Annotated in this window: 13 protein-coding genes and 1 pseudogene; 12 read left to right on the forward strand and 2 right to left on the reverse strand. The window is 48.4% G+C overall.

Going from position 1 to position 21,319, the window contains the following annotated elements; genetic code table 11:
• The first annotated feature begins 69 nt into the window (after positions 1-69).
• Positions 70-1,809 carry an ABC transporter substrate-binding protein gene (locus ACESLK_RS02720; RefSeq protein WP_372661837.1) on the forward strand — a complete coding sequence of 580 codons (1,740 nt, stop codon included), beginning with the start codon at positions 70-72 and terminating at the stop codon, positions 1,807-1,809.
• A gap of 568 nt (positions 1,810-2,377) precedes the next feature.
• On the opposite strand, the gene ACESLK_RS02725 is transcribed toward ACESLK_RS02720, so the two are convergent.
• Entirely contained in the window at positions 2,378-2,614 is a 237-nt protein-coding gene (locus ACESLK_RS02725; protein WP_372661840.1) for a hypothetical protein, read from the reverse strand.
• Positions 2,615-2,789: 175 nt separating this feature from the next.
• Between ACESLK_RS02725 and ACESLK_RS02730 the strand changes: the two genes are divergently transcribed.
• The 6 genes from ACESLK_RS02730 to ACESLK_RS02755 all read left to right on the forward strand — a co-directional run bounded on the left by ACESLK_RS02730 (position 2,790) and on the right by ACESLK_RS02755 (position 13,806).
• The gene (locus ACESLK_RS02730; protein ID WP_372661842.1) at positions 2,790-4,487 is read left to right on the forward strand and encodes a histidine kinase; all 1,698 of its coding nucleotides are present in this window, start codon (positions 2,790-2,792) and stop codon (positions 4,485-4,487) included.
• A complete protein-coding gene (locus ACESLK_RS02735; RefSeq protein WP_372661845.1) occupies positions 4,480-5,898 on the forward strand; it encodes a response regulator transcription factor in 1,419 nt (472 codons plus the stop codon). Before ACESLK_RS02730 ends, ACESLK_RS02735 begins: the two co-directional genes overlap by 8 nt.
• A gap of 220 nt (positions 5,899-6,118) precedes the next feature.
• Positions 6,119-7,078, forward strand: a complete 960-nt coding sequence (locus tag ACESLK_RS02740) for an ABC transporter permease (RefSeq protein WP_372661848.1) — start codon at positions 6,119-6,121, stop codon at positions 7,076-7,078.
• Positions 7,079-7,954 (forward strand): carbohydrate ABC transporter permease, encoded by an 876-nt coding sequence (locus tag ACESLK_RS02745; protein WP_372661851.1) that lies wholly within the window; start codon positions 7,079-7,081, stop codon positions 7,952-7,954. It begins immediately after the preceding gene.
• A gap of 56 nt (positions 7,955-8,010) precedes the next feature.
• On the forward strand, positions 8,011-9,675 hold the full coding sequence (locus ACESLK_RS02750) for an extracellular solute-binding protein (protein WP_372661853.1): 1,665 nt from the start codon (positions 8,011-8,013) through the stop codon (positions 9,673-9,675).
• 189 nt (positions 9,676-9,864) lie between these two features.
• Positions 9,865-13,806: a LamG-like jellyroll fold domain-containing protein gene (locus ACESLK_RS02755; protein ID WP_372661856.1), complete on the forward strand. Its 3,942-nt coding sequence runs from the start codon at positions 9,865-9,867 to the stop codon at positions 13,804-13,806.
• 450 nt (positions 13,807-14,256) lie between these two features.
• Here the strand turns inward: ACESLK_RS02755 and ACESLK_RS02760 are convergent, their stop codons facing one another.
• Positions 14,257-14,508 (reverse strand): hypothetical protein, encoded by a 252-nt coding sequence (locus ACESLK_RS02760; protein WP_372661859.1) that lies wholly within the window; start codon positions 14,506-14,508, stop codon positions 14,257-14,259.
• A gap of 292 nt (positions 14,509-14,800) precedes the next feature.
• On the opposite strand from ACESLK_RS02760, the pseudogene ACESLK_RS02765 reads away from it, so the two are divergent.
• From ACESLK_RS02765 to ACESLK_RS02785, 5 genes and pseudogenes are all read left to right on the forward strand, one after another.
• Positions 14,801-16,390: pseudogene (locus ACESLK_RS02765) on the forward strand (glycoside hydrolase family 31 protein); the annotation flags it as partial.
• Positions 16,391-16,444: 54 nt separating this feature from the next.
• Entirely contained in the window at positions 16,445-16,717 is a 273-nt protein-coding gene (locus tag ACESLK_RS02770; protein WP_372662147.1) for a hypothetical protein, read from the forward strand.
• Positions 16,718-16,776: 59 nt separating this feature from the next.
• Complete coding sequence (locus ACESLK_RS02775) at positions 16,777-19,146, forward strand: glycoside hydrolase family 95 protein (protein WP_372661862.1); 2,370 nt, start codon at positions 16,777-16,779, stop codon at positions 19,144-19,146.
• 32 nt (positions 19,147-19,178) lie between these two features.
• Positions 19,179-20,771, forward strand: a complete 1,593-nt coding sequence (locus tag ACESLK_RS02780) for a glycoside hydrolase family 43 protein (protein ID WP_372661865.1) — start codon at positions 19,179-19,181, stop codon at positions 20,769-20,771.
• Positions 20,768-21,319 (forward strand): glycoside hydrolase family protein (locus tag ACESLK_RS02785; RefSeq protein WP_483862614.1); only part of this gene is annotated, 552 nt, incomplete at its 3' end. The genes ACESLK_RS02780 and ACESLK_RS02785, both read left to right, overlap by 4 nt.

Consider the following 21,319-nt stretch of genomic DNA (forward strand, 5'->3'; position numbering starts at 1 on the left):
AATTCGGTATCGACAGGGCAACCTGTATATACAATATCACCAAATCTATCTATAGGGGTGGCAACAGGTATGAAGGCAAAGCAACGCAACGTAACAAAAATGTTGATGACAGTGGCGCTCTCACTGAGTCTGGTCGCTGCGGCGGGCTGCAGCGGCGCAAAGAACAGTCCGGAGGTTAAGCCGTCGGAGAGTGCCGGCGCATCGTCGCCAACAGCGTCGCAAGGTGGCGAACAGTCGCCGGACACTACGCCGATCACGTTCACCTTCTACGGTGCGGACGCGAATGCGAACTGGACCAAAATGCAGGATGATGTGGGCAAGGAAATGACGAAAGCGACGGGTGTTACGCTGGATGCCGAATTCGCCGTAGGGGATTCGTCGCAGAAAGTGGCTCTGCTCGCAACGAGCGGCAATTACCCGGATCTCATCAGTCCGAAAGGGGATTTGAGCAAGCTGGTGGACGCGGGCGCCATGGTGGACCTTACTCCCCTGATCGAGGAGCATGCGCCGAACATCAAGAAGATGCTGGGGGATCAAATCAAGCGTCTGCGCTACAGCAACGACGATCAAGCGATCTATGTCATTCCAACCTATGGCGGGGTTGACAACGTCTCCATGGACTATACCGGCGGATTCAGCCTTCAGCACCGAGCGGTGAAGGAAGCCGGCTATCCGTCGATCAAGACGGTTCAGGATTTCGAGAACGTGATCAAATCGTACGTAGAGAAGCATCCGACGGATGCGGACGGGAAACCGACGATCGGTCTTACGCTTAATGCGGATGATTGGCGCACGTACATCTCCGTGACGAACCCGGCTGTAGAGGCAACCGGAATGGCGGGAGATGGCGAATGGGCAATTGATCAGAATACCTATGAAGCGACATATCACTACCGCAGATCTGAAGAGAAAGATTATTTCAAGTGGTTGAACCATATGTGGAACATCGGCTTGCTGGACAAAGAATCCTTCGTTCAGAAGTCGGACCAATATGAAGCGAAGATCGCTTCGGGACGGGTTGTCGGATTGATCGACGCCGATTGGGGCTACGGTGGCGCGACGAGCGTGCTGAAGAAGGACAACAAGTTCGACCAGACGTACGGATATTATCCCGTTATGTTGTCCGATCAGTTCAAGGATAATCGCATGCAGTCGACAGGCTTTATGTCCGGGTGGGGGGTAGGGATCACGAAGAATTGTCCCGATCCGGTTCGCGCTATCCAATTCCTCGACTACCTAGCGTCCGAGCAGGCTCAAATCCTGATCAACTGGGGCGTTGAAGGAAAGCATTATACGATAGAGAACGGCAAACGCGTCGTTCCGGAAGACGTACAGAAGCGTATCATTGAGGATGGTGAGGCGTTTAAGAAGGAATCCGGCGTTCAAGCCTATGGCATCATGGGGCTCCACTATGGCGACGGTGTCAAGGATTCTACCGGCAACTTCTTCACGAAGAAGAACCCTGAAGAAATTCAGAACAATTATACGGTCGGGGACAAAGAAACTCTGAAGGCTTATGGCGCGACTGTTTGGGCGGATTTGTTCACGCCAGAGAAAGACATGCCGACGAAGCCTTGGGGAGCGGCCTGGAATCTTTCCGTTCCGGCTGATGACGAAGTCTCGATCCTGTCAACGAAGACGAGAGATATTACCTGGAAGCGGATCCCTCAGGCCATCATGGCCAAGCCGGAGCAATTCGACAAGATTTGGGACGATTATCAACAAGATCTGATCAGTGCCGGCGTGGAGAAGATGGAAAAGGGATTCACGAAATACCTCCAGGACCGCGTCAAGCTTTGGAACGAATAACAATTTTACCTTGCGATCGGCCGGTCATTTTGATATTCATTCGCATATAACATCGGGCAGTTGACAAGGCTGCTTATGAAGACGAGCTTGTTTACAAGATCGCTTTAGAAATCATGGATTGAACTACGAAGCCGGCTGAGCGGATAACGTCAGCCGGCTTTGCTTTCAGGTTCTTTGGAATAAGGCTTACGTTCGATCGCGAGGCAGTTATGACAACGCGGTTCCGCCGAACTAAGTGTACTCCGTGCATACGATCTTCGGCCACTGTCGAGATTCTGGGGTTTATTGTCCGCCGCAATCTCGGTATCGGATCCTGCAATGTTCCTCCGCGAGGGTTGCATGGTGCGCGAGGCGGCCGAACGGGTCGGCTGCCCAAACGCGGATTACCTCCATCTGAAATTCAAGAAGCATGCCGGAATGCCGCCTTCTTCCTTTAAAGCATAAAGCATCGGCCGGTCAGGGATTCATCCCTTGACCGGCTGATTTTTTTTGAACGTTACAGAAGGTTTAAGTTCGCTAACGGCACTAGAGTGAATGAGAACTTTTTTATAAGCGCTTGCCTGTAACTTTATTGCCTTTCAACGAAATGGTATTTCACGATTTGACCGCTCCAGAAATAGAACGTCAGGTTGATCGTCCCGCCATTCGTTTCAGCGAAGAAAGTCGGCTTAATCGTGATCGTGTTATTCGCATAATTGGGGGTGAATGTATAGTTGAACTCTTTGTAAGACGTCCAGTTTTGCGGACCGGCGTTGCCGCCGCTTGCGTATACGGCTTCCATCGTGGCAAGCAGATCGCCGTTCAATAGCTTTGAAATGTACAGAGGTATATATGCACCGACCAAACCCGCGTAAATAGCGGGTTTTCATTTTTATCGGAAATTGATGGTACTTGTCGCAATTATATAGGAAAACGTTACATGTTGCTGATATAATAAGTTCCCGAGACATATACCATCTCCGTCTAGAGGAAGTGATCGTATGGGTTACCTGAAACAATTGCCGATCCGAGTTCAAATGTCCATGCTGCTTTTGCTTATTATCGCGATCGTCATTTTTATCATTATCACCGATTATTCCAAGGCGGCCAAAGTCGTGGAAAAGAAAAACAGCGAATATTTCACTGAAACGATCTCGCAGATGAATCAGACCATTTCCTCCAACACCGACGTCGTAAAGCGGCTGCTCCAGAATATATCCTATAACAAGTCCATCGTCCAAAAGTATTTGAATGAAACCGATCCCCCGGCAAAATTTAGGGAATACTCGCAATTGACCAGCTACATTTCAGACATGATCGGCATGAAGGACGGCATCGTCGATATTGCGCTATTGAGCCATAACGGCGCTCATTTCAACACCAACGGGGAAATCAAGAATTTGCTTCCTTTCCAGGACGAAATACCGAAAAAAAAGTTGTTTTATTTTTTAGGACTCCAAACTCTCCCTATTAATTCCGAAAACCGAAATGTCATTATCGCGGGAACTCCCGTTTATTCGACTATCGACTTTAATAATGACAAGAAAATCGGGACCTTGCTCATTGTACTGGACGCCAAAGCGTTGCTGGGTTCACCGAATCATGCGATGCGCTCCGGCGGAAGTAAGATCTACATGGTGGATCGCGCAGGCGCTTTGTTTTATTCTAATGATGAGTCGGCTAAGATCGGAAGCTCCTACAAGGAAATCGAATCTTCAGAAAAAGATACGAAGTATTTCGTTCAGCGGGGGGCGATTCCCGATATCGAAGGGGAAATCATCGTAAAGCTGCCGCGAAGCGAGCTTCTGAGCGGTATTGAGGATATTCGCAAGCAAGCCTTTTTGATTTTTCTTATTGCCGTGCTTTTGTTAACCGTCCCATACTTGGCCGTTACCAACAATATTCTCCAGCCCTTGAAAAAGTTAATGCAGCTCATGAACGAAATCAAATTGGGAAAATTGAACAACCTCAAAAAGCGGATCCGTCTTCAGGGGTATGCAGAAATCATTGTCGTGGCTAATAATTTCAACCAGATGCTGGATGAAATCGACGATTTGACCCATCGGCTGCTGGATAGCCGTACAAGGCTCTACGAGTCGGAATTGGTCAAAAAGCAGTCCGAACTTGCCTATCTGCAGAGTCAAATCAACCCTCATTTTCTATACAACACTTTAGAGTCGATCAAAGGTATGGCAGCTAAAGAAGGCACCGAACGTATTTTCAATATGACACAAGCATTGGCTCTGGTATTTCGCTACAGTATCAAAGGAACGGACAGCGTCCCTCTTCGCGAGGAACTGAAGATCATCGAAAGCTATATCGATATTCAAAAAAACCGTTTTGGAAGCCGTTTGGAAGCCGAGTACCAATTTCCTGATGAAATACTGGACATCAAGGTTCCGAAGATGATTCTTCAGCCGATCGTGGAAAACGCGATTTTCCACGGGATCGAACCTATGGAAGGAGAAGGTTTGTTGCGGCTTGAAGGATATCTTTCCGAGAATGTACTTCATATATCCATTAAGGACAATGGAGTGGGCATTGCGGACCATCAGACAACCGGAATCGGTTTGGAAAACGTTAACAACCGGATCAAGATGACCTATGGGAGCGAGTATGGCGTCAGACTTCACAGTGAAGTCGGGAAGGGAACCGAAGTCGTCATCATGATTCCAGTTGGGAGTGAATCCGATGTTTAAAGTATTTCTTGTAGATGATGAAGAGTGGGTGATCGAGAGTCTGAAGGCAAGCGTGAAATGGAACCAATACGGGTTTGAGATCGTCGGTTACGCGCTAAGGGGCGCCGAAGCGTTCGAAGCGATCGGGCAGCTGAATCCGGATGTCGTCTTTACCGATATTCGAATGCCCGGCATGAACGGGTTAGAGCTAATTAAAAATCTGAAGGATGCCGGCAACGATGCTCTTCTTATCGTCATAAGCGGTTATGCCGAATTCGCGTTTGCGCAGAAAGCGATGAATAACGGCGCGTTCGGCTATTGTCTAAAGCCGTTCGACGAGACCGAAATTGCCGGTTTCTTAAAAAAAGCAAAGTCGATCCTGGAAGAACGCGAGGGGCCTGTTCAGACGGACATTCTGGATCTCATTGAGGAAGATAACGATCGTGCCAGAGAAGGATTGCGAAAAGCGTTGTTATTGTCCGGAATCGATATGGAAGCGGATGAGGGGCTTGGGGTCGCGGTTTCGATCGGAAATAACAAGTTGAAACTTAACAGATGGAAAAGCTGCATCGCGCTAAGAATCGGTTTTGCCAAGCATGCTTATTTGTATCGGATGAGCGATCATCATCGGGTATTGGTTGAATTACAGGAAGCGGCTAAGAATGGCATCAAAGGGATCGGATTCAGCGGGGGCATCCATCAAGTTGACCGGATCAGGAACGCTATTCATTCCGCCGAAATGATGGCATATCGGTACTTTACTACGGGAGTAAAGCTAACGGTCGAAGCGGACAGATTTCAGGAGAAAGCTCCTTCCATCAAAAAACTGGAAGAAGCCATCGCCAGAAACGATGGTTATCACCTGCAGAAACAGTTGGACGAACTGGGGGCTTTATTTGCGAATGGGCAATTGAATATCAGGCATGCTCTGATCGTCTACAACCTCATACAGTCCTTCAGCCATCAGAGTGAAGAGGAACCCTACGAAGATTATGTTTATTCCTATGAGAAGCTTGCGAGCATGTTTGGTACGGCCCTGGAAATGCTTAAGTATTTAAAGGGGCTGCTGGAGGTCAAGTACAATACGGAACAAGAGCGGATGCTTCCCAAGGCACAGAACCGAACCTTCAAACCGATATTCAAATTTGTCAACGATCATTTTCTCGACGATATTTCTCTTCAAAGCATTTCAAAAGAATTCGACATCAATGCAAACTATGTCAGTCAATTGTTCAAGAAGGAACTGGGGACGACGTTTACGGAGCATTTAACGAATCTCCGGATCGATTATGCTTGCAAGCTGTTGGCCACGACGGCTCTCCCCCTTAACGAAATCGCGGAGAAATCGGGGTACGATGACTACTTTTATTTCAGCAGGATTTTCAAAAAGGTGAAGGGTATAACGCCCAGCTCCTATCGAGAGGGTCTTTAAAGGTAAATCCCGGCCGGATATAAAGGCCGGGATTTTGAATTTTCGGGGGAGATTTAATCAGATGGACGATGCTTAGAAGTACATGGATCGGGATTAGTTTCTTAAAAATAAAACGTTTACAATTTATAAAAATCGTGCAACTCGTCTAAGAATCCGATATGTTTATGTCGACAATTGTCTCTTAAAATAACGGTATAGAAAGAGACAGGAGTGAGACGAAATGAGGAATCAAACGCAGATTAGGCATCATCGGACTCTGCCCATACAGCAGTCGAGGAGTCATCTGTGGAAAGAAATCGCAAACCATAAGTACCTGTACGTTCTTGTCGTTCCGACCATTCTATTTTACCTGTTTTTCACTTACGTTCCTATGTACGGAATTGTACTCGCTTTCAAAGAGTTCGACTATTCGAAGGGAATAGTCGGAAGTCCGTGGATCGGATTTCAAAACTTCGCAGATGTGTTCGCGAACCCGGATTTTTCGGTCGCTTTTCGGAATACGATTTTGATTAGTTTCGGCAGGCTGATCATCGAATTTCCGGCGCCCATCATTCTTGCCTTGCTGCTGAATGAAATCTCCAAGGGCCGTTTGACGCGCATCATTCAAACTGTCTTTACTTTTCCTCATTTTATCAGTTGGGTTGTCATAAGCGGAATTGTCGTCGGTATCTTCAGCAGTCAGGGCTTGTACAATCAAATTTTGTTCCTATTCGGATTGGAGAATCAATCTGTGCTGACGAATGGTCCCGGTTTTACGGCCGTGTTGTTCCTGTCGAACATATGGAAAGAGGCGGGGTGGTCGGCCATTCTATATTTGGCTGCCATTGCGGGGATCAATCCGGAGATATACGAAGCGGCAGCCGTCGACGGGGCCAATCGATTCCAGCAAATGAAGGCGATTACATGGCCGGTCGTGAAATCGACTGCGGCAATTCTCTTGATATTGGCCGTAGGCAATATTATGAACGGCGGGTTCGATCAGATCTTTAATTTGTACAACCCTGCCGTCTATAACTATTCGGATATTCTGGACACATTGGTGTATAGAAGCGCATTTGAAGATGCTACGGGATTCGGTTTCTCGACAACGGTAGGATTATTGAAGTCCGTTATCAATTGCGCTTTGCTCTTTGCCGCCAACTATTTCATTAAAACCGTCGCAAAGGAGGAGGGGTTGTAAATGAAAAGAGGACTTAGTCTCTCCAATCTGATCATCACTCTTTTTCTAGGCTTCCTTTCGCTCGTTGCTTTGTTCCCTTTCTACCAGACGCTGATGCTGTCCTTCTCTACCGTTAACGATGCCGGGTCGAATCAATTGTTTCTGTATCCCTCAACTTTCGACTTCGGGTCCTACAAGTTTTTATTTGCGGAAGGCAAAGTGACGCGGGGGCTGCTCATATCCGGCATCGTGACCATAACGGGAACTGCTGTCAGTCTGATCGTAACGTCGGCCGGCGCTTATGCTTTGTCGAAGAAATCGTTACCGGGCAGAAATATCATTTTTGGCGGGATCATCTTTACGCTGTTCTTTAGCGGAGGGTTGATTCCGTACTTTCTAACCTTACAGAAGCTTCATTTGCAAAACAGTCTGCTTGTCATGATCTTTCCGTTAGCCGTGAACACCTTTTACCTGATTCTGATGAAAAACTTTTTCAATACGATTTCCCCGGCTCTGGAGGAGTCGGCCAAGATCGACGGAGCTAATGATATCACGATTCTGATACGGATTGTCGTTCCCGTTTCAATGCCTATCATAGCGACGATGATCCTGTTCTACGCCGTGGACCGCTGGAACGAATGGTGGCTTCCAACGATTTTCATTAACGACACCAAATTGTATCCGCTTCAATTGGTCTTGCGGAATGCATTAACCAACTTGAGCGCTTCGGTTGGAGGTGCTGCCGCCGAGACGCTGGCGCGAGGAACGCAGAATGCTTACGAAGGTTCCGTACGCGGCGCGTTGATCGTGATTGCGGTCGTGCCAATCCTTCTGGTTTATCCATTTGTTCAGAAGTATTTCGCCAAAGGCATCCTGCTCGGTTCGGTCAAGGGTTAATATTAGCGAAAGCTATTATTATATAAGTTGTGCACAAAAAAAGGGAGGATTTACGCATGAAAAACAAAAGCAAGAAACTGATTTTACTGGCCGTCTCCTTGATGATTTTGGCCACGGTGTTTGTCGGCTGCAGCACCAAGAATAATGATTCGGCCTCTTCTTCTAGCGGACAGCCTGCTTCCGAGTCCGGAAGCCAATCCCCTGTAAGCGAGCCTGCCGATGAGGATCCGCTTGCCAAGCATCAGGAACTCAGCGTTGCGATTTGGGGCATTCAAGACGGTTTCGATAATCCGGAAGCCAAGAATGACACTGTCTTCAACGATTTGACAAAGAAATTCAATATCACGGTGAAACCCGTTCAGATTACCTGGAACGACTGGCAGGAAAAGTTGAAAGTATGGGCAGCATCCGGTCAATTGCCCGATATTTTCGCGAATGCGATTGCGACGGACAACCGCGCTTTGTACAGCACATGGGCCAAGCAAGGCGTAATTAAAGCGCTTCCGGACGACCTGAGCCAATATCCGAATATTGCCAAGGTGATGGCGCTTCCTGCCGTGAAACCGCTGACGGTGGACGGTAAATTCTATATGGTACCACGGATAGGCTTCATCGAAGAGGGCAATGCGGGGGTTATGGACCGGCCGATCCTGTACCGCAAAGATTGGGCGGCACAGGCCGGGTATACATCCGATCCGAACAGCTACGAGGAATTCGTCGCTATGGTCAAAGCGGTCATGAAGCAGCGTCCCGGAACCACAGGCATTGCGATTAATAACAAGGATTATCTCTTGACTCCAATGCTCGGAAACTTTCCGGAATTGGCGAGCATGAAGGATTCTTGGGTGAACGAGGACGGGAAATGGGTCCCTTCCTTCGCTTCAACGAAAGCTCCCGAGGCCGTCAAACAGGTTTGGCAGCTTTATCATGATGGTCTTCTGGATAAGGATTTCGCGATTCAGAAGGATGCGGACGGCTTTCTCAAATTTGTAAACGGGCAAGCTTTTATCTCGCTCGGAGGAAATATTGGCGCCAATATCGAGGCTTTCGTGAAAGCCAATCCCGACGCTAAAGTGTCGGATATCGGATTCATGCGCATTTGGCCGACCGCGGATGGGAATCGTTATAACTTCGGTGTATTACCATACTGGTCCGAAGCGTTCTTCAGCAACAAAATGGACGACGAGAAATTCGACAGAGCGCTCCGATTGGTTGATTATATGATGTCTGAAGAATATGACGCCCTTCTTGCCAACGGTATTGAAGGCGTGGATTACAAGATCGAGGACGGAAAGGCGATTTCCTTGCTGTCGGCCGATCAAGAACTTGGAAAGAAATATCCGATCACCGCCGGTTTCGGATTCCTCGCATCATGGCATGGCGAATTCGCGGCGCAAGGCAAAAAAGTCGTTAATGCCAATCCCGATATGGCTGCATTTGATGCTATAGCTAGTGAAGTATTCAATCGATTCAAGACAGAGAACAAACCGTCTCCAATTAACTTTGAGCTCACGTTAATGTCCACTCCCGCCAAGGATAAGCTTGCCGGAGCACTCACGCCAAACAACGGCGGGATTGTAGATGATTTCTTCAATGTCGTTCTGAATAAAAAAGATCCAGTCGAAGCGTGGAAGAATGTAGTTAAATCTTACGACGCCAAAGGGCTGCAGGAAGCTATTACCGAAGTGAACGCGAAAGCACAAGAAATGGGCATTAAATAAGACAACACAGCAAGGGATGTAACATTTCTCGCCCGGGATGTTACATCCCATCTTTAACAGAGATATGGAAACGGTTTCATTGGCGGCAAAGGGCGATACTTCATAACCCCGAAAGGGGTGATTGCCAAAAAGTTACTTTTGATTTGAATCATTAAATCATTAATATTAATCGAAGGAGTTGAAAGTAAATTGAGAAATCCAGTTGTTAACGGAAGTAATAAAAGATACAGGCTGTTTGTTTTTCTGATTGTATTTGTAACCGTTTTCGTTCCGATGGCGTCAAGCTTTCCGTCAAAAGTTGAGGCGGCTACCACATTGGAGGTATATCCTGCCCCCACGGGTATCCCCCTTAACGCTGACTATACCGTGCAAGTACGGGAACCGGGCGGGGTCTGGCAGGATCTCGATGAGTACAGAACAACTGTCGGCCATCCTACGAAATACAATGCTTCTTTTGTTTATTTCGATACGGACGGTCAGGTCGAGATGTCAGTGACCTATAACGCCGGAACGCTTACGTCGGCTCGAATTCGTGGTTTGAACACGGAGATTACCCCTAACATCAACGGGAATACGATGACATTTTCCATGTCTGGTCCTATGAAGCTCTCTGTAGAGGTGAACGGGGATATAAATAAGCATCTGATGATCTTTGCAAATCCTGTGGAAGTCAATCCTCCAAGCCCTAGTGACCCGAATGTCATTTATCTTGGTCCCGGTATCTACCAACAGGACTATACCGTGCCTAGCGGCAAGACGCTTTATATCGCCGGCGGAGCGGTCGTTCAAGGCGCCATTAATTTTGATAATGCCACTAATGCCAAAGTTATAGGCCGTGGTGTAGTTGACCGTCCTGTGGGAAGAGCCATATCCGTTGACTATGCGAACCAAATCACGATTGATGGAATTATCGTTAATAATTACGGTAGTGGGAATAATGGCGGTTGCGCTATAAATGTCGGAAATTCATCCAATGTTCTAATCAATAACTTTAAAGCCTATGGCGTTAATAAATGGGGGGATGGCATAGATGTCTTTTCCTCTACCAATGTTACTATCAATGACGCATATATACGCAGTCATGATGATTCGGTCGCGATCTATAATGCGCGCACTAATGGCGGAAGAATCTGGTATGGCGATACCAAAAACATTACAGTAACGAACTCTATTCTTCAGCCCGATCTTGCTCGTCCCATCAATATGGGGACTCATGGCTTTCCATGGGCGCCTGGCGGCGGGCATACCATAGAAAATCTTAATTTCTCCAATCTGGACATCTGGATACACAATGAAGGACATCGGATACAGTTCATTTCCGCGGATGGAAATTTGATCCAAAATGTTAACTTCAATGATATTCGGATCAATGATACCAGAGAAGGCCGATTTTTAGTTATGAATGTCCGTGGGAAATGGGATTATGGTCCTGGGCGTGGAATTAACAATGTTCATTTCAAGAATGTCTCCTACATCGGCAGTGCTACAGGTACTAATCCGATTGAAGGCTACGATTCCACCCGTATGATTCAGAATGTGACATTTGAAAATTTAAAAATTAACGGAACGGTCATTACGAATGCCGCAGAAGGAAATATTACCACTAACGGCTATACCAACAACATTAACTTCATTGCTTCCGGAGTTCCGGTGCCTGTTGCGCCGCCGCAATTCCCATCCCCTGCTCCAATCAATCTGGCGTTGAACAGGCCCGCCAGTGCGTCCAGCTCGCAAGGAGCTAATCCGGTTTCGAGCGGAAACGACGGCAGCACATCGACCCGTTGGTGTGCGAATGATGGAAATACTGGCCATTGGTGGATGGTGGATCTGGGCGCAAGCAGGGATATTACCCGTGGAACCCAGGTGATGTGGGAACAGAGCGGCAAAGCCTATCAATACAAGATTGAAACATCCAATGACAATGTCAATTGGACCTTACAGGTTGACAAGACCAATAATACCAGTACGGACCAAATCCAGAACGATGTCTTTTATGATACTGCACGGTATGTCCGGATTACCGTGACCGGACTGCCAACTGGCGCTTGGGCCAGCTTCTACGATTTTAAGGTGCTTGGAGAAACAGTGAATCTGGCTGAGAACAAGGCCGCTAGTACGGATAGTACACTTTCAGGAATGCCGGTTTGGGGAGGAGTCGACGGCAATGCGATAACCCGTTGGTCTGCTGCTGATGAAGCTGCCGGTCACTGGGTGACGGTGGACCTTGGCTACATCAAAAATATTACCTATGGAACCCAGGTAAGCTTTGAAAAAAGCGGTGTCGCTTATCAGTATAAGATCGAAACATCAAAGGACAATACCAATTGGACTTTAAAAGTTGACAAGACCAATAATACCAGTACGGAACAGGTTCAAACCGATTATTTTACGGATAATGCCCGCTATGTCAGAATTACAGTGACAGGCGTGCCAAGCGGGGCTAAAGCCAGCTTCTACGATTTCAAAGTATTTGGAGACCCTGTCAATCTGGCGCTCGGCAAGCCCGTTAGTACGGATAGTGCTGATCCGGCCAACCCGGCTGCCAATGGGAACGACAGCAGCACTTCGACTCGCTGGAGCGCGGGTGATGGACTCCCTGGCCACTGGTGGACGGTAGATCTTGGATCAAGCAAGTGGATTACCGGTACTCAAGTGATGTGGGAGAAGCATGGCTTCTATTACAATTATAAAATTGAAACATCGTATGATAATGTCAACTGGACCATGAGAGTTGATAAGGGCGGTAATGGCAATAATGCCCAAGTCCAATCCGATTATTTTGTTGCAACCGCCCAGTACGTCAGGGTTACCGTTACCGGAGTACCAAGCGGCGCTGCTGCCAGCTTCTTCGATTTCAAGGTATTCGGAGACACAGGCGATAAAGTGACTATGGCACAGTTGCAATTTGAAGAGAGCAGCGGAACAACGGCCATCGATTGGACAGGCAACGGCTGGCACGGTACATTGGTTGGCGGCGCGAATCGGGTGCCCGGCAAGAGCGGCAGCGCTGTGGATCTGAGCGGAACGAGTCAATATGTCGCACTTCCTGCAGGTGTCGTTTCCAACTATGACAAGGTCACCGTAGCGGCTTGGGTGAATCTGGATACGGCGAGCAACTGGACGCGTATCTTTGATTTCGGTTCCGGAACGGCTACCAACATGTTCCTCACGCCGAAAAACGGGTCTAATGGGAAAATTCGCTTTTCAATCAAGAAAGATACTACGTTCCATGATATTGACGGGCAAGCAGCACTCCCGACAGGCGGCTGGCACCATGTTGCGGTCACCTTAAACGGCTCGACAGGCATTCTTTACGTTGACGGTGTACAGGTAGGCAGCAATACGGGCATATCGATTAAGCCATCCGATCTCGGCGCGACCACTCAGAATTGGATCGGCCGCTCCCAATACCCCGATCCTTATCTCGACGGACGGGTGGATGACTTCCGCATCTATAATCGCGCTCTAACCGCTTCGGAAGTCACGCATGTCATCAATGGGCATACCGCGTTGCCGACCGCGGAACTTCCATTTGACGAAACGACCGGAACGACGGCAAGCGATCTGTCCGGCAACGGCTGGACCGGCACATTGAACGGCGGAGCCAGCTGGGTAGCGGGCAACAAGGGCAACGCAGTGGATCTGAGCGGGACGACTCAATATGTTGCATTGCCGACCGGCGTTGTTTCTGGCGCTGATACGATCACTATAGCGGCCTGGGTCAATCTCGATACCGTGAGCAACTGGACGAGGATCTTCGACCTCGGTTCCGGAACGTCCCAATATATGTTTCTGTCGCCGCAAAACGGGGCCAACGGCAATATCCGTTTTGAGATCAAGAACGGTTCAGCAGTGAGAACCATTGACGGAACCGCTGCGCTCGCGACAGGCGGATGGCATCATGTGGCCGTTACCCTGGACGGCTCTACGGGAACGCTTTACGTCGATGGCCAGCAGGTAGGCAGCAATGCCGTAAACATTAGACCATCACAACTCGGCGCCACCACACAGAATTGGATCGGACGCTCGCAATTTTCCGCCGATCCCTATCTCGACGGACGAGTGGATGACTTCCGCATTTATAATCGTGCATTATCCGCTGCGGAAGTATCGGCAGTGATGAACGAGTAGATTGCAGCGTCAGTGAATGAACGAGCGGAAGTCCGGAACATGAACGTCATGTTCCGGACTTCCGCCGTTATTCAGTAACGGAGTTTCGGTTAAACCTGAAAAAAAAGAAGTGGGAATAAATCGCCAAGTGGCCTGTTGTTTTTTTTCTACGACGGCACGATTAACTAACAACTATATATCGACCTTAACGAAAAATAGCGATGCGAGACATCGTTAGAGAATGTGAAAGTGCGACTTTTTCAAGTTAGTTAATTTTGCTGTCGTAGTTTTTTTTGTACTCCTCATCGAAAGTTGTTCTTCAGTTAGTTTTTCGACATAATCAACACATATTTGACATGAAGTCGATTTAGAACCCAAAAAAAACCACTAATCGTGCGACATACCCAGTATGATCTATTCGTTTCTCACTAATGGCACAGCTTCAACACTCTCTAACGATGCCCCGCATCGCTAAATCAACCAAAGTCGTACTTTCGCACGCTCTAACGATGTCCGCATCGCTAAATCAACCAAAGTCGCACTTTCGCACGCTCTAACGATGTCCCGCATCGCTAAATCAGCAAAAGCCGCACTTTCAGACTCTCTAACGATGCCCAGCATCGCTAAATCAACCAAAGTCGCACTTTCATACGCTCTAACGATGTCTCGCATCGCTAAATCAGTAAAAATTGCACTTTCATACGCTCTAACGATGCCCAGCATCGCTAAGTCAGCAAAGTCGCACTCTCACATTCTCTAACGATGTCTCGCATCGCTAAATCAACCAAAGTCGCACTTTCACACTCTCTAACGATGCCCAGCATCGCTAAATCAGTTATCATCGATGAAAAATTCAAAACGTCAGTGAATGAACCAGCGGACCCCATACTTAAATTTGCAAGGTTTCTCCGTTATTCTCAAAAATCAGCTTCCCGTTCTCGACTGTAAAAAATTCCATGCCTTATCCCCTTTCAAAAAAAGCTTTATTATATGATTATATGAAAACAGTCTACGTGTCCGCTGCCGAATGATGGGGGAAATACTGGATACGGACTTTGCCTTGCTGTCTGTTCATGGCGATGCGGAAGCTGCAATTGAGATCGATCGCGACGGCCAAACGGCTTCCATCCGAAACGGCAAGATAACGGCAGTGATCAGACATTCATGGTGGGATTGTCCGGGACGAATTTCTTTTTACAATGAAAAAGGAGAATTATTGCTTCAAGAAATAGGCAGCGGCGGAGCGTTAAAGCTTCGGTCAAGAGCATTCAAACCGATCACCGGAGGGGATCATCAATTAACGGTTTCCTTTGCCGGGAATGACGGTGAACGGATCTACGGAATGGGTCAATACCAGCAAGAAACCTTTGATTTGAAAGGCTCCACGCTTGAATTGGCTCATCGCAATTCCCAAGCCAGCGTCCCGTTTTATTATTCCAGCAAAGGTTATGGCTTCCTATGGCATAATCCGGCGATCGGAAAAGTTAACTTCGCGAATAATCGAACTGAATGGGTTGCAGAAAGTACCAAACAGTTAGATTATTGGATAACAGCAGGCGATTCACCGGCAGAAATAGAAGCCGCATACGGAAAAGCGGTTGGTACCGTTCCTATGATGCCTGAATATGGACTTGGCTTCTGGCAGTGCAAATTAAGATATTATAATCAGGAACAGCTGCTCGAGGTTGCGAGGGAATATAAGAAAAGAAAGCTGCCGATCGATGTAATCGTAGTTGACTTTTTCCACTGGCCCAAACAGGGGGACTTTAGATTTGAGGAAGAATTTTTCCCTGATCCGAAGGCAATGGTGGATGAGCTGAAATCCATGGGAATCGAATTGATGGTTTCGGTTTGGCCTCAGGTTGACCGCTATAGCGAAAATTTTGAAGAAATGCGCCAAAAGGGTTATTTGATTAAAGCTGAACGGGGAGTACAAGTTGCCATGATGGATTGGTTCCCTTCCAGTATTTATTTTGATGCTACAAATCCTAAAGCCAGGGAGTATGTATGGTCCAAATGCAAGAAGAATTATTATAATTATGGAATCAATATCTTCTGGCTGGATGAAGCAGAACCTGAATACGATGTGTATGATTTTGATAATTATCGCTACGCTATGGGACCTAATGTTCAAATCGGAAATATATATCCGCAGCGCTATTCCAAAACCTTTTATGACGGAATGCTGGCGGAAGGACAGGACAAAATCATAAACACGGTTCGCTGCGCTTGGGCAGGCAGTCAACGATATGGCGCATTAGTGTGGTCGGGAGATATTCATTCTTCTTTTGAAGATTTCAGAAAACAAATCGTTGCAGGCCTTCATATGGGAATGGCGGGGATCCCTTGGTGGACGACGGATATCGGAGGCTTTGCGGGAGGCAACCCGGACGATCCCAAATTCCGCGAGTTGCTAATCAGATGGTTCCAATGGGGTGCTTTCTGTCCTGTTATGAGATTGCATGGCGACCGCAGGGGAGGCAAGGAAGTTTTCCGAAAAGACGGCAGCAAAGCATTAAATACCGGCGGAAACAACGAGGTATGGAGCTTTGGAGACGAGGCTTATGATATATTGGTAAAATATATGGAATTGCGGGAAACCTTAAGGGATTATACCCGTGAGTTGATGAAGGAAGCCCATGAGAAAGGTGCGCCGGTTATGAGGCCGCTCTTCTATGAATTCCAGAATGACGATAAGGTTTGGGATATGAAAGACGAATACCTGTATGGTCCGGATCTGCTGGTTGCCCCAATCCTTAATGAAGGCGCAGTATCAAGAGAGGTATATCTCCCTGAAGGGTCAAACTGGACGGATGCGCGTACAGGGAGTATATTCGAAGGCGGACAAACCATTCATGTTGAAGCTCCTCTAAGCGAAATTCCGGTATTTTTGCGAGACGGGAAACAAGAGAATCTCATCGGAAAAATATAAAATTTGTCGGATTTCGTGGAGAAGCAAGATGCATTTAGAATGAATTCAGGAGGATTACTATGAAGCTGCAATACAATTCGCCCGCCGTATATTGGACGGAAGCGCTGCCGGTAGGTAACGGCAGATTGGGAGCGATGGTTTACGGGGGTGTGGAATGCGAGCGTATTCAACTCAATGAAGATACGCTGTGGTCGGGTTATCCGAAAGACGGTACGAATCCGCGGGCTATCCAGGTTTTGCCCGAAGTGCGAAAACAAATTGAGGAAGGCAACTATGCGGAGGCCGACCGGCTCTGCAAGGAAATGATGGGGCCGTATACGCAGTCCTACCTGCCGTTTGGCGATCTGAGGCTCGTGATGGAGCATGGCGACTTGCACAAGGACTATACAAGACAGTTGGATTTGGAACGGGGGCTGTCGCTGGTTGAATACACCATCGGCGATGTTCGCTATTCGCGCGAGGTGCTTGCTTCATTTCCCGATCAGGTTATTGCGGTTCGTCTGCAGGCAAGCAAACCGGGGAGTCTTAGCTTTCACGCCCGGCTGGACAGCCCGCTGCGGTTTCGGTCTGCGGTTTCTGAGGGGGATTTTGTCATTGAAGGAATCGCTCCGGAGCATGTATGGCCCAATTATTACCCAAGCGACAATCCGATACAATACGGTGACGCCGAGGAATCGAAGTCGCTTAGGTTTCATGGCCGGCTGTACGTTGCGTGTGATGGCGGCAAGCTTAGCGTCGACCACGACGGGTATCACGTTGCCGGAGCCACGAACGCAACTTTGCTGTTCAGCGCTGCCACCAATTACGATGGGAAAAGCGGCGCGCCGGACAAGGAGCGGTATCCTGCGGCCCTCGCCAAGACCGTCCTCGATAAAGTTAAAGAGGAAGACTACGGGCGCCTTCGGGAAAAGCATGCTGCCGACCATGGACTGCTCTTCAATCGGGTTTCCTTGAAGCTGGGGGAAAGTATCGCGCCGCCGGACATGCCGACGGATAAGCGGATTGAACAGTTTGGCGTGAGCGATCCCGCACTTGTGGAGCTGCTGTTTCATTACGGGCGCTATCTGATGATCGCCAGTTCCCGGCCGGGGACGCAGCCTGCGAACCTGCAGGGCATCTGGAATGACCAGACGCGCGCGCCGTGGAGCAGCAATTACACACTGAACATCAATGCGGAAATGAACTACTGGCCTGCCGAAACGTGCAATTTGGCGGAGTGTCACGGGCCATTGTTTGATTTTATCGAACGCCTCGCATTAAACGGCAGCCAAACGGCGGCGGTTAATTATGGGGCCGAGGGATGGGTGGCGCACCATAATTCGGATATATGGGCCCATTCTGCTCCGGTAGGCGATTACGGCCACGGCGATCCGGTGTGGGCGTTCTGGACGATGGGAGGCGCATGGCTGGCACAGCATTTGTGGGAGCACTTTGCATTCGGCCAGAGCCGTGAATTCCTTAGAGACAAGGCTTACCCGTTAATGAAGGGAGCCGCCATGTTCTGTCTCGATTGGCTGTACGAAGACGACCAAGGGTATTTGCATACTGCGCCTTCGACCTCACCTGAACATAAATTCGCCATAGACGGCAAGCACTATGCAGTAAGCCGATCTGCAACGATGGACATTTCGCTTATATGGGATTTATTTACAAATTGCATCGAAGCATCTGAAATTCTCGGCACTGATGAAGCTTTCCGGTCGAAATTAACGGATGCGCTCACGAAGCTTCAGCCGCTCCAAATCGGCAAACACGGACAACTGCAGGAATGGTATAAGGACTTTGAGGATGAAGACACCTATCATCGGCATGTGTCCCATTTGTTTGGCGTCTACCCCGGTAGACAGCTGACGGAAAGGGCGGAGCCCCGTCTGTTCGATGCCGCAAGAAAGTCGCTCGAAATAAGGGGAGACGGTGGAACAGGCTGGAGCCTCGGGTGGAAAGTAGGACTGTGGGCCCGATTCAAAGACGGCAATCGTGCGCACCGTCTGTTGTCCAACATGCTGACTCTCGTGAAGGAAGACGAGCCGAGCATTCATGGCGGAGGGGTTTACGCCAATCTCTTCGATGCGCATCCGCCGTTCCAGATTGACGGCAATTTCGCGGCGACTGCAGGGATTGCAGAGCTGCTGGTGCAATCGCACCAAGGAGAAATCCAGCTTCTGCCGGCATTGCCGGATGCTTGGGAGAGCGGCTATATCAAGGGGCTGAGAGGGCGAGGAGGCTATGAGATTGATCTGGCATGGGCAAACGGGGAATTCACCCAGGCCGAGATCCGTTCCTCCATGACCCGGACATGCAGACTTCAGGTTCAGCGACCGATCCGCATCCTGGAGAACAATCAACCTGTTCTGACGAATCTGATTGCAAACGGACGATACGAGTTCCAGGCAGTCGAAGGAAGAAGTTACATCGTCATACCGGAGTAAGCCAAATTTAGAACTTGAAAGGATAACGATGTATGGAGGATAACTACTGCTTATTATCGAAGAAGGGGTTTTGGGGAGATCAGGGGGACGGCACCTATGTCAATCCTATTTTGCCAGGAGATTATAGCGATCCGGATGTCATTAGAGTCGGAGATGATTATTACGGTATCTCCTCTACTTTGCATTGCTCTCCGGGGATGGCGGTACTGCATTCCAAAGATCTTGTGAATTGGAGCATGATCGGGCATGTTGTGCAAGATTTGACAAGCATCGGCCCGGAATACAATTACGACCGAATGAACCGTTACGGCAGAGGAGTCTGGGCAGGCGCCATCCGATTCCACAAGGATAAATATTGGGTATATTTTTTCACGCCCGATGAAGGATTGTTTATGAGCACGGCTTCCGATCCGGCGGGACCTTGGGAGCCGCTTCATCAAGTTTGGGAGGTTACCGGCTGGGACGATTGCTGTCCGTTCTGGGACGATGACGGACAAGGCTATTTTGTTGCCACCAATTTCGCCAATAACTATAATATCCATTTATTTAAACTAAGTGAAGACGGCAAAGAACTATTGCATGACAGCGATACGATTATTCATCAGTACAAAGGCAGCGAGGCCAATAAGCTCTATAAAATAAACGGATGCTACTATTTTTTCCACAGCGAGGTTCACCGTAGGGAAGGCATTGAAGTCAGAGTTGTTATGATGTTAAGGTCAGAACATATTTATGGGCCCTATGAGGAAAAGGAGCTTATCCATACGCACGGCATGGAAGTAGATCGGGAGCCTAATCAAGGCGGACTTGTTCAGACGGTTTCCGGGGAGTGGTATTTCATTAGTCATCAAGGAACGGGCGGCTATTACGAAGGGAGAACGCTTCACTTGCTGCCCGTAACGTGGGTTGACGGATGGCCGATCATCGGAAACGATACGGACGGCGACGGAATCGGGGAGATGGTATGGGGAGGCAGGAAGCCCATCAATGGACATCCTGCGACGGTTCTTGCCGCAAATGACGATTTTAACCAACCGGTGCTTGAGCCGTATTGGGAATGGAACCATCAGCCGAAAGCAGACAAATGGTCGTTAACGGAACGGCCCGGCTATTTGCGTCTATACGCATGCCAACCCATCGACAAGGACAATTTTTTTACCGTATGCAACGTCATTTCACAAAGAGCGTTTAGAACCGTTCACAATATGGCAACCGTAAAAATAGAGATCAGCGGCATGACAGACGGACAAGAAGCGGGTCTTTGCCATTTTGCAAAAACCTATTGCAAGATTGGCATTCAACAACAGAATGGGACAAGGATGCTGAAGTTTAATAATTCGGGTGCGATTGAATGGGGCCCGCAATTAACGGTTGGCACCCTTTGGTTAAGGTCTGCGTGGAACATAGACGGAATCAACCTTTACGAATATAGCATCGATGGGGTACATTTCACGAGCTTTGGAGGCGCCTATCAGCTGGGGTGGGGGAATTATAGGGGAGATCGGATCGGATTATATAGCTATAACTGCGAGAATGAACAAGGTTATATCGATGTAGACCAATTTTGTCATGAGGTCGCAGGAGCCTCAACTACAAGGGAATTCAAAGGAGTTGAGTATAAATGAAATCGCCATTGTTTAGGGATCCCATCTATGATGGGGCGGCGGATCCTGTAGTCATTTGGAATCGTCAGAACAAGGAATGGTGGATGATCTATACGAACCGCCGCGCAACGCAGGAAGGTCCGAAATTCGGATGGGTGCATGGCACCGATCTCGGTGTTGCTTCTTCATCGGATGGCGGATCAACTTGGGTTTACCGGGGAACCCTGGAAGGTCTCGAAACAGAATGGGGCAGAAATACGTTCTGGGCGCCTGAAATCATTTGGCATGATGGGCTATACCATATGTATGTCACTTACGTCCACGGTGTACCGGAAGATTGGACGGGCAAGGCTAGTATCAGGCATTATACAAGCCCCGACCTTATTCGTTGGGAGTTCCAGTCCACGCTTGGAATTAGTGAGGAGAACGTGATCGATGCCTGTGTTTACCAACTGCCGAACGGCACGTTTCGAATGTGGTATAAGCAGTGGAATCATACCTACGCTGCCGAGAGCAAGGATCTGTATGATTGGCAGCCAATTGGTCCGGTGCTTACCGAAAGAAACCAC

Source organism: Cohnella sp. (genome assembly GCF_041640265.1).
In the GTDB taxonomy this organism is placed as follows: Bacteria; Bacillota; Bacilli; order Paenibacillales; family Paenibacillaceae; genus Cohnella.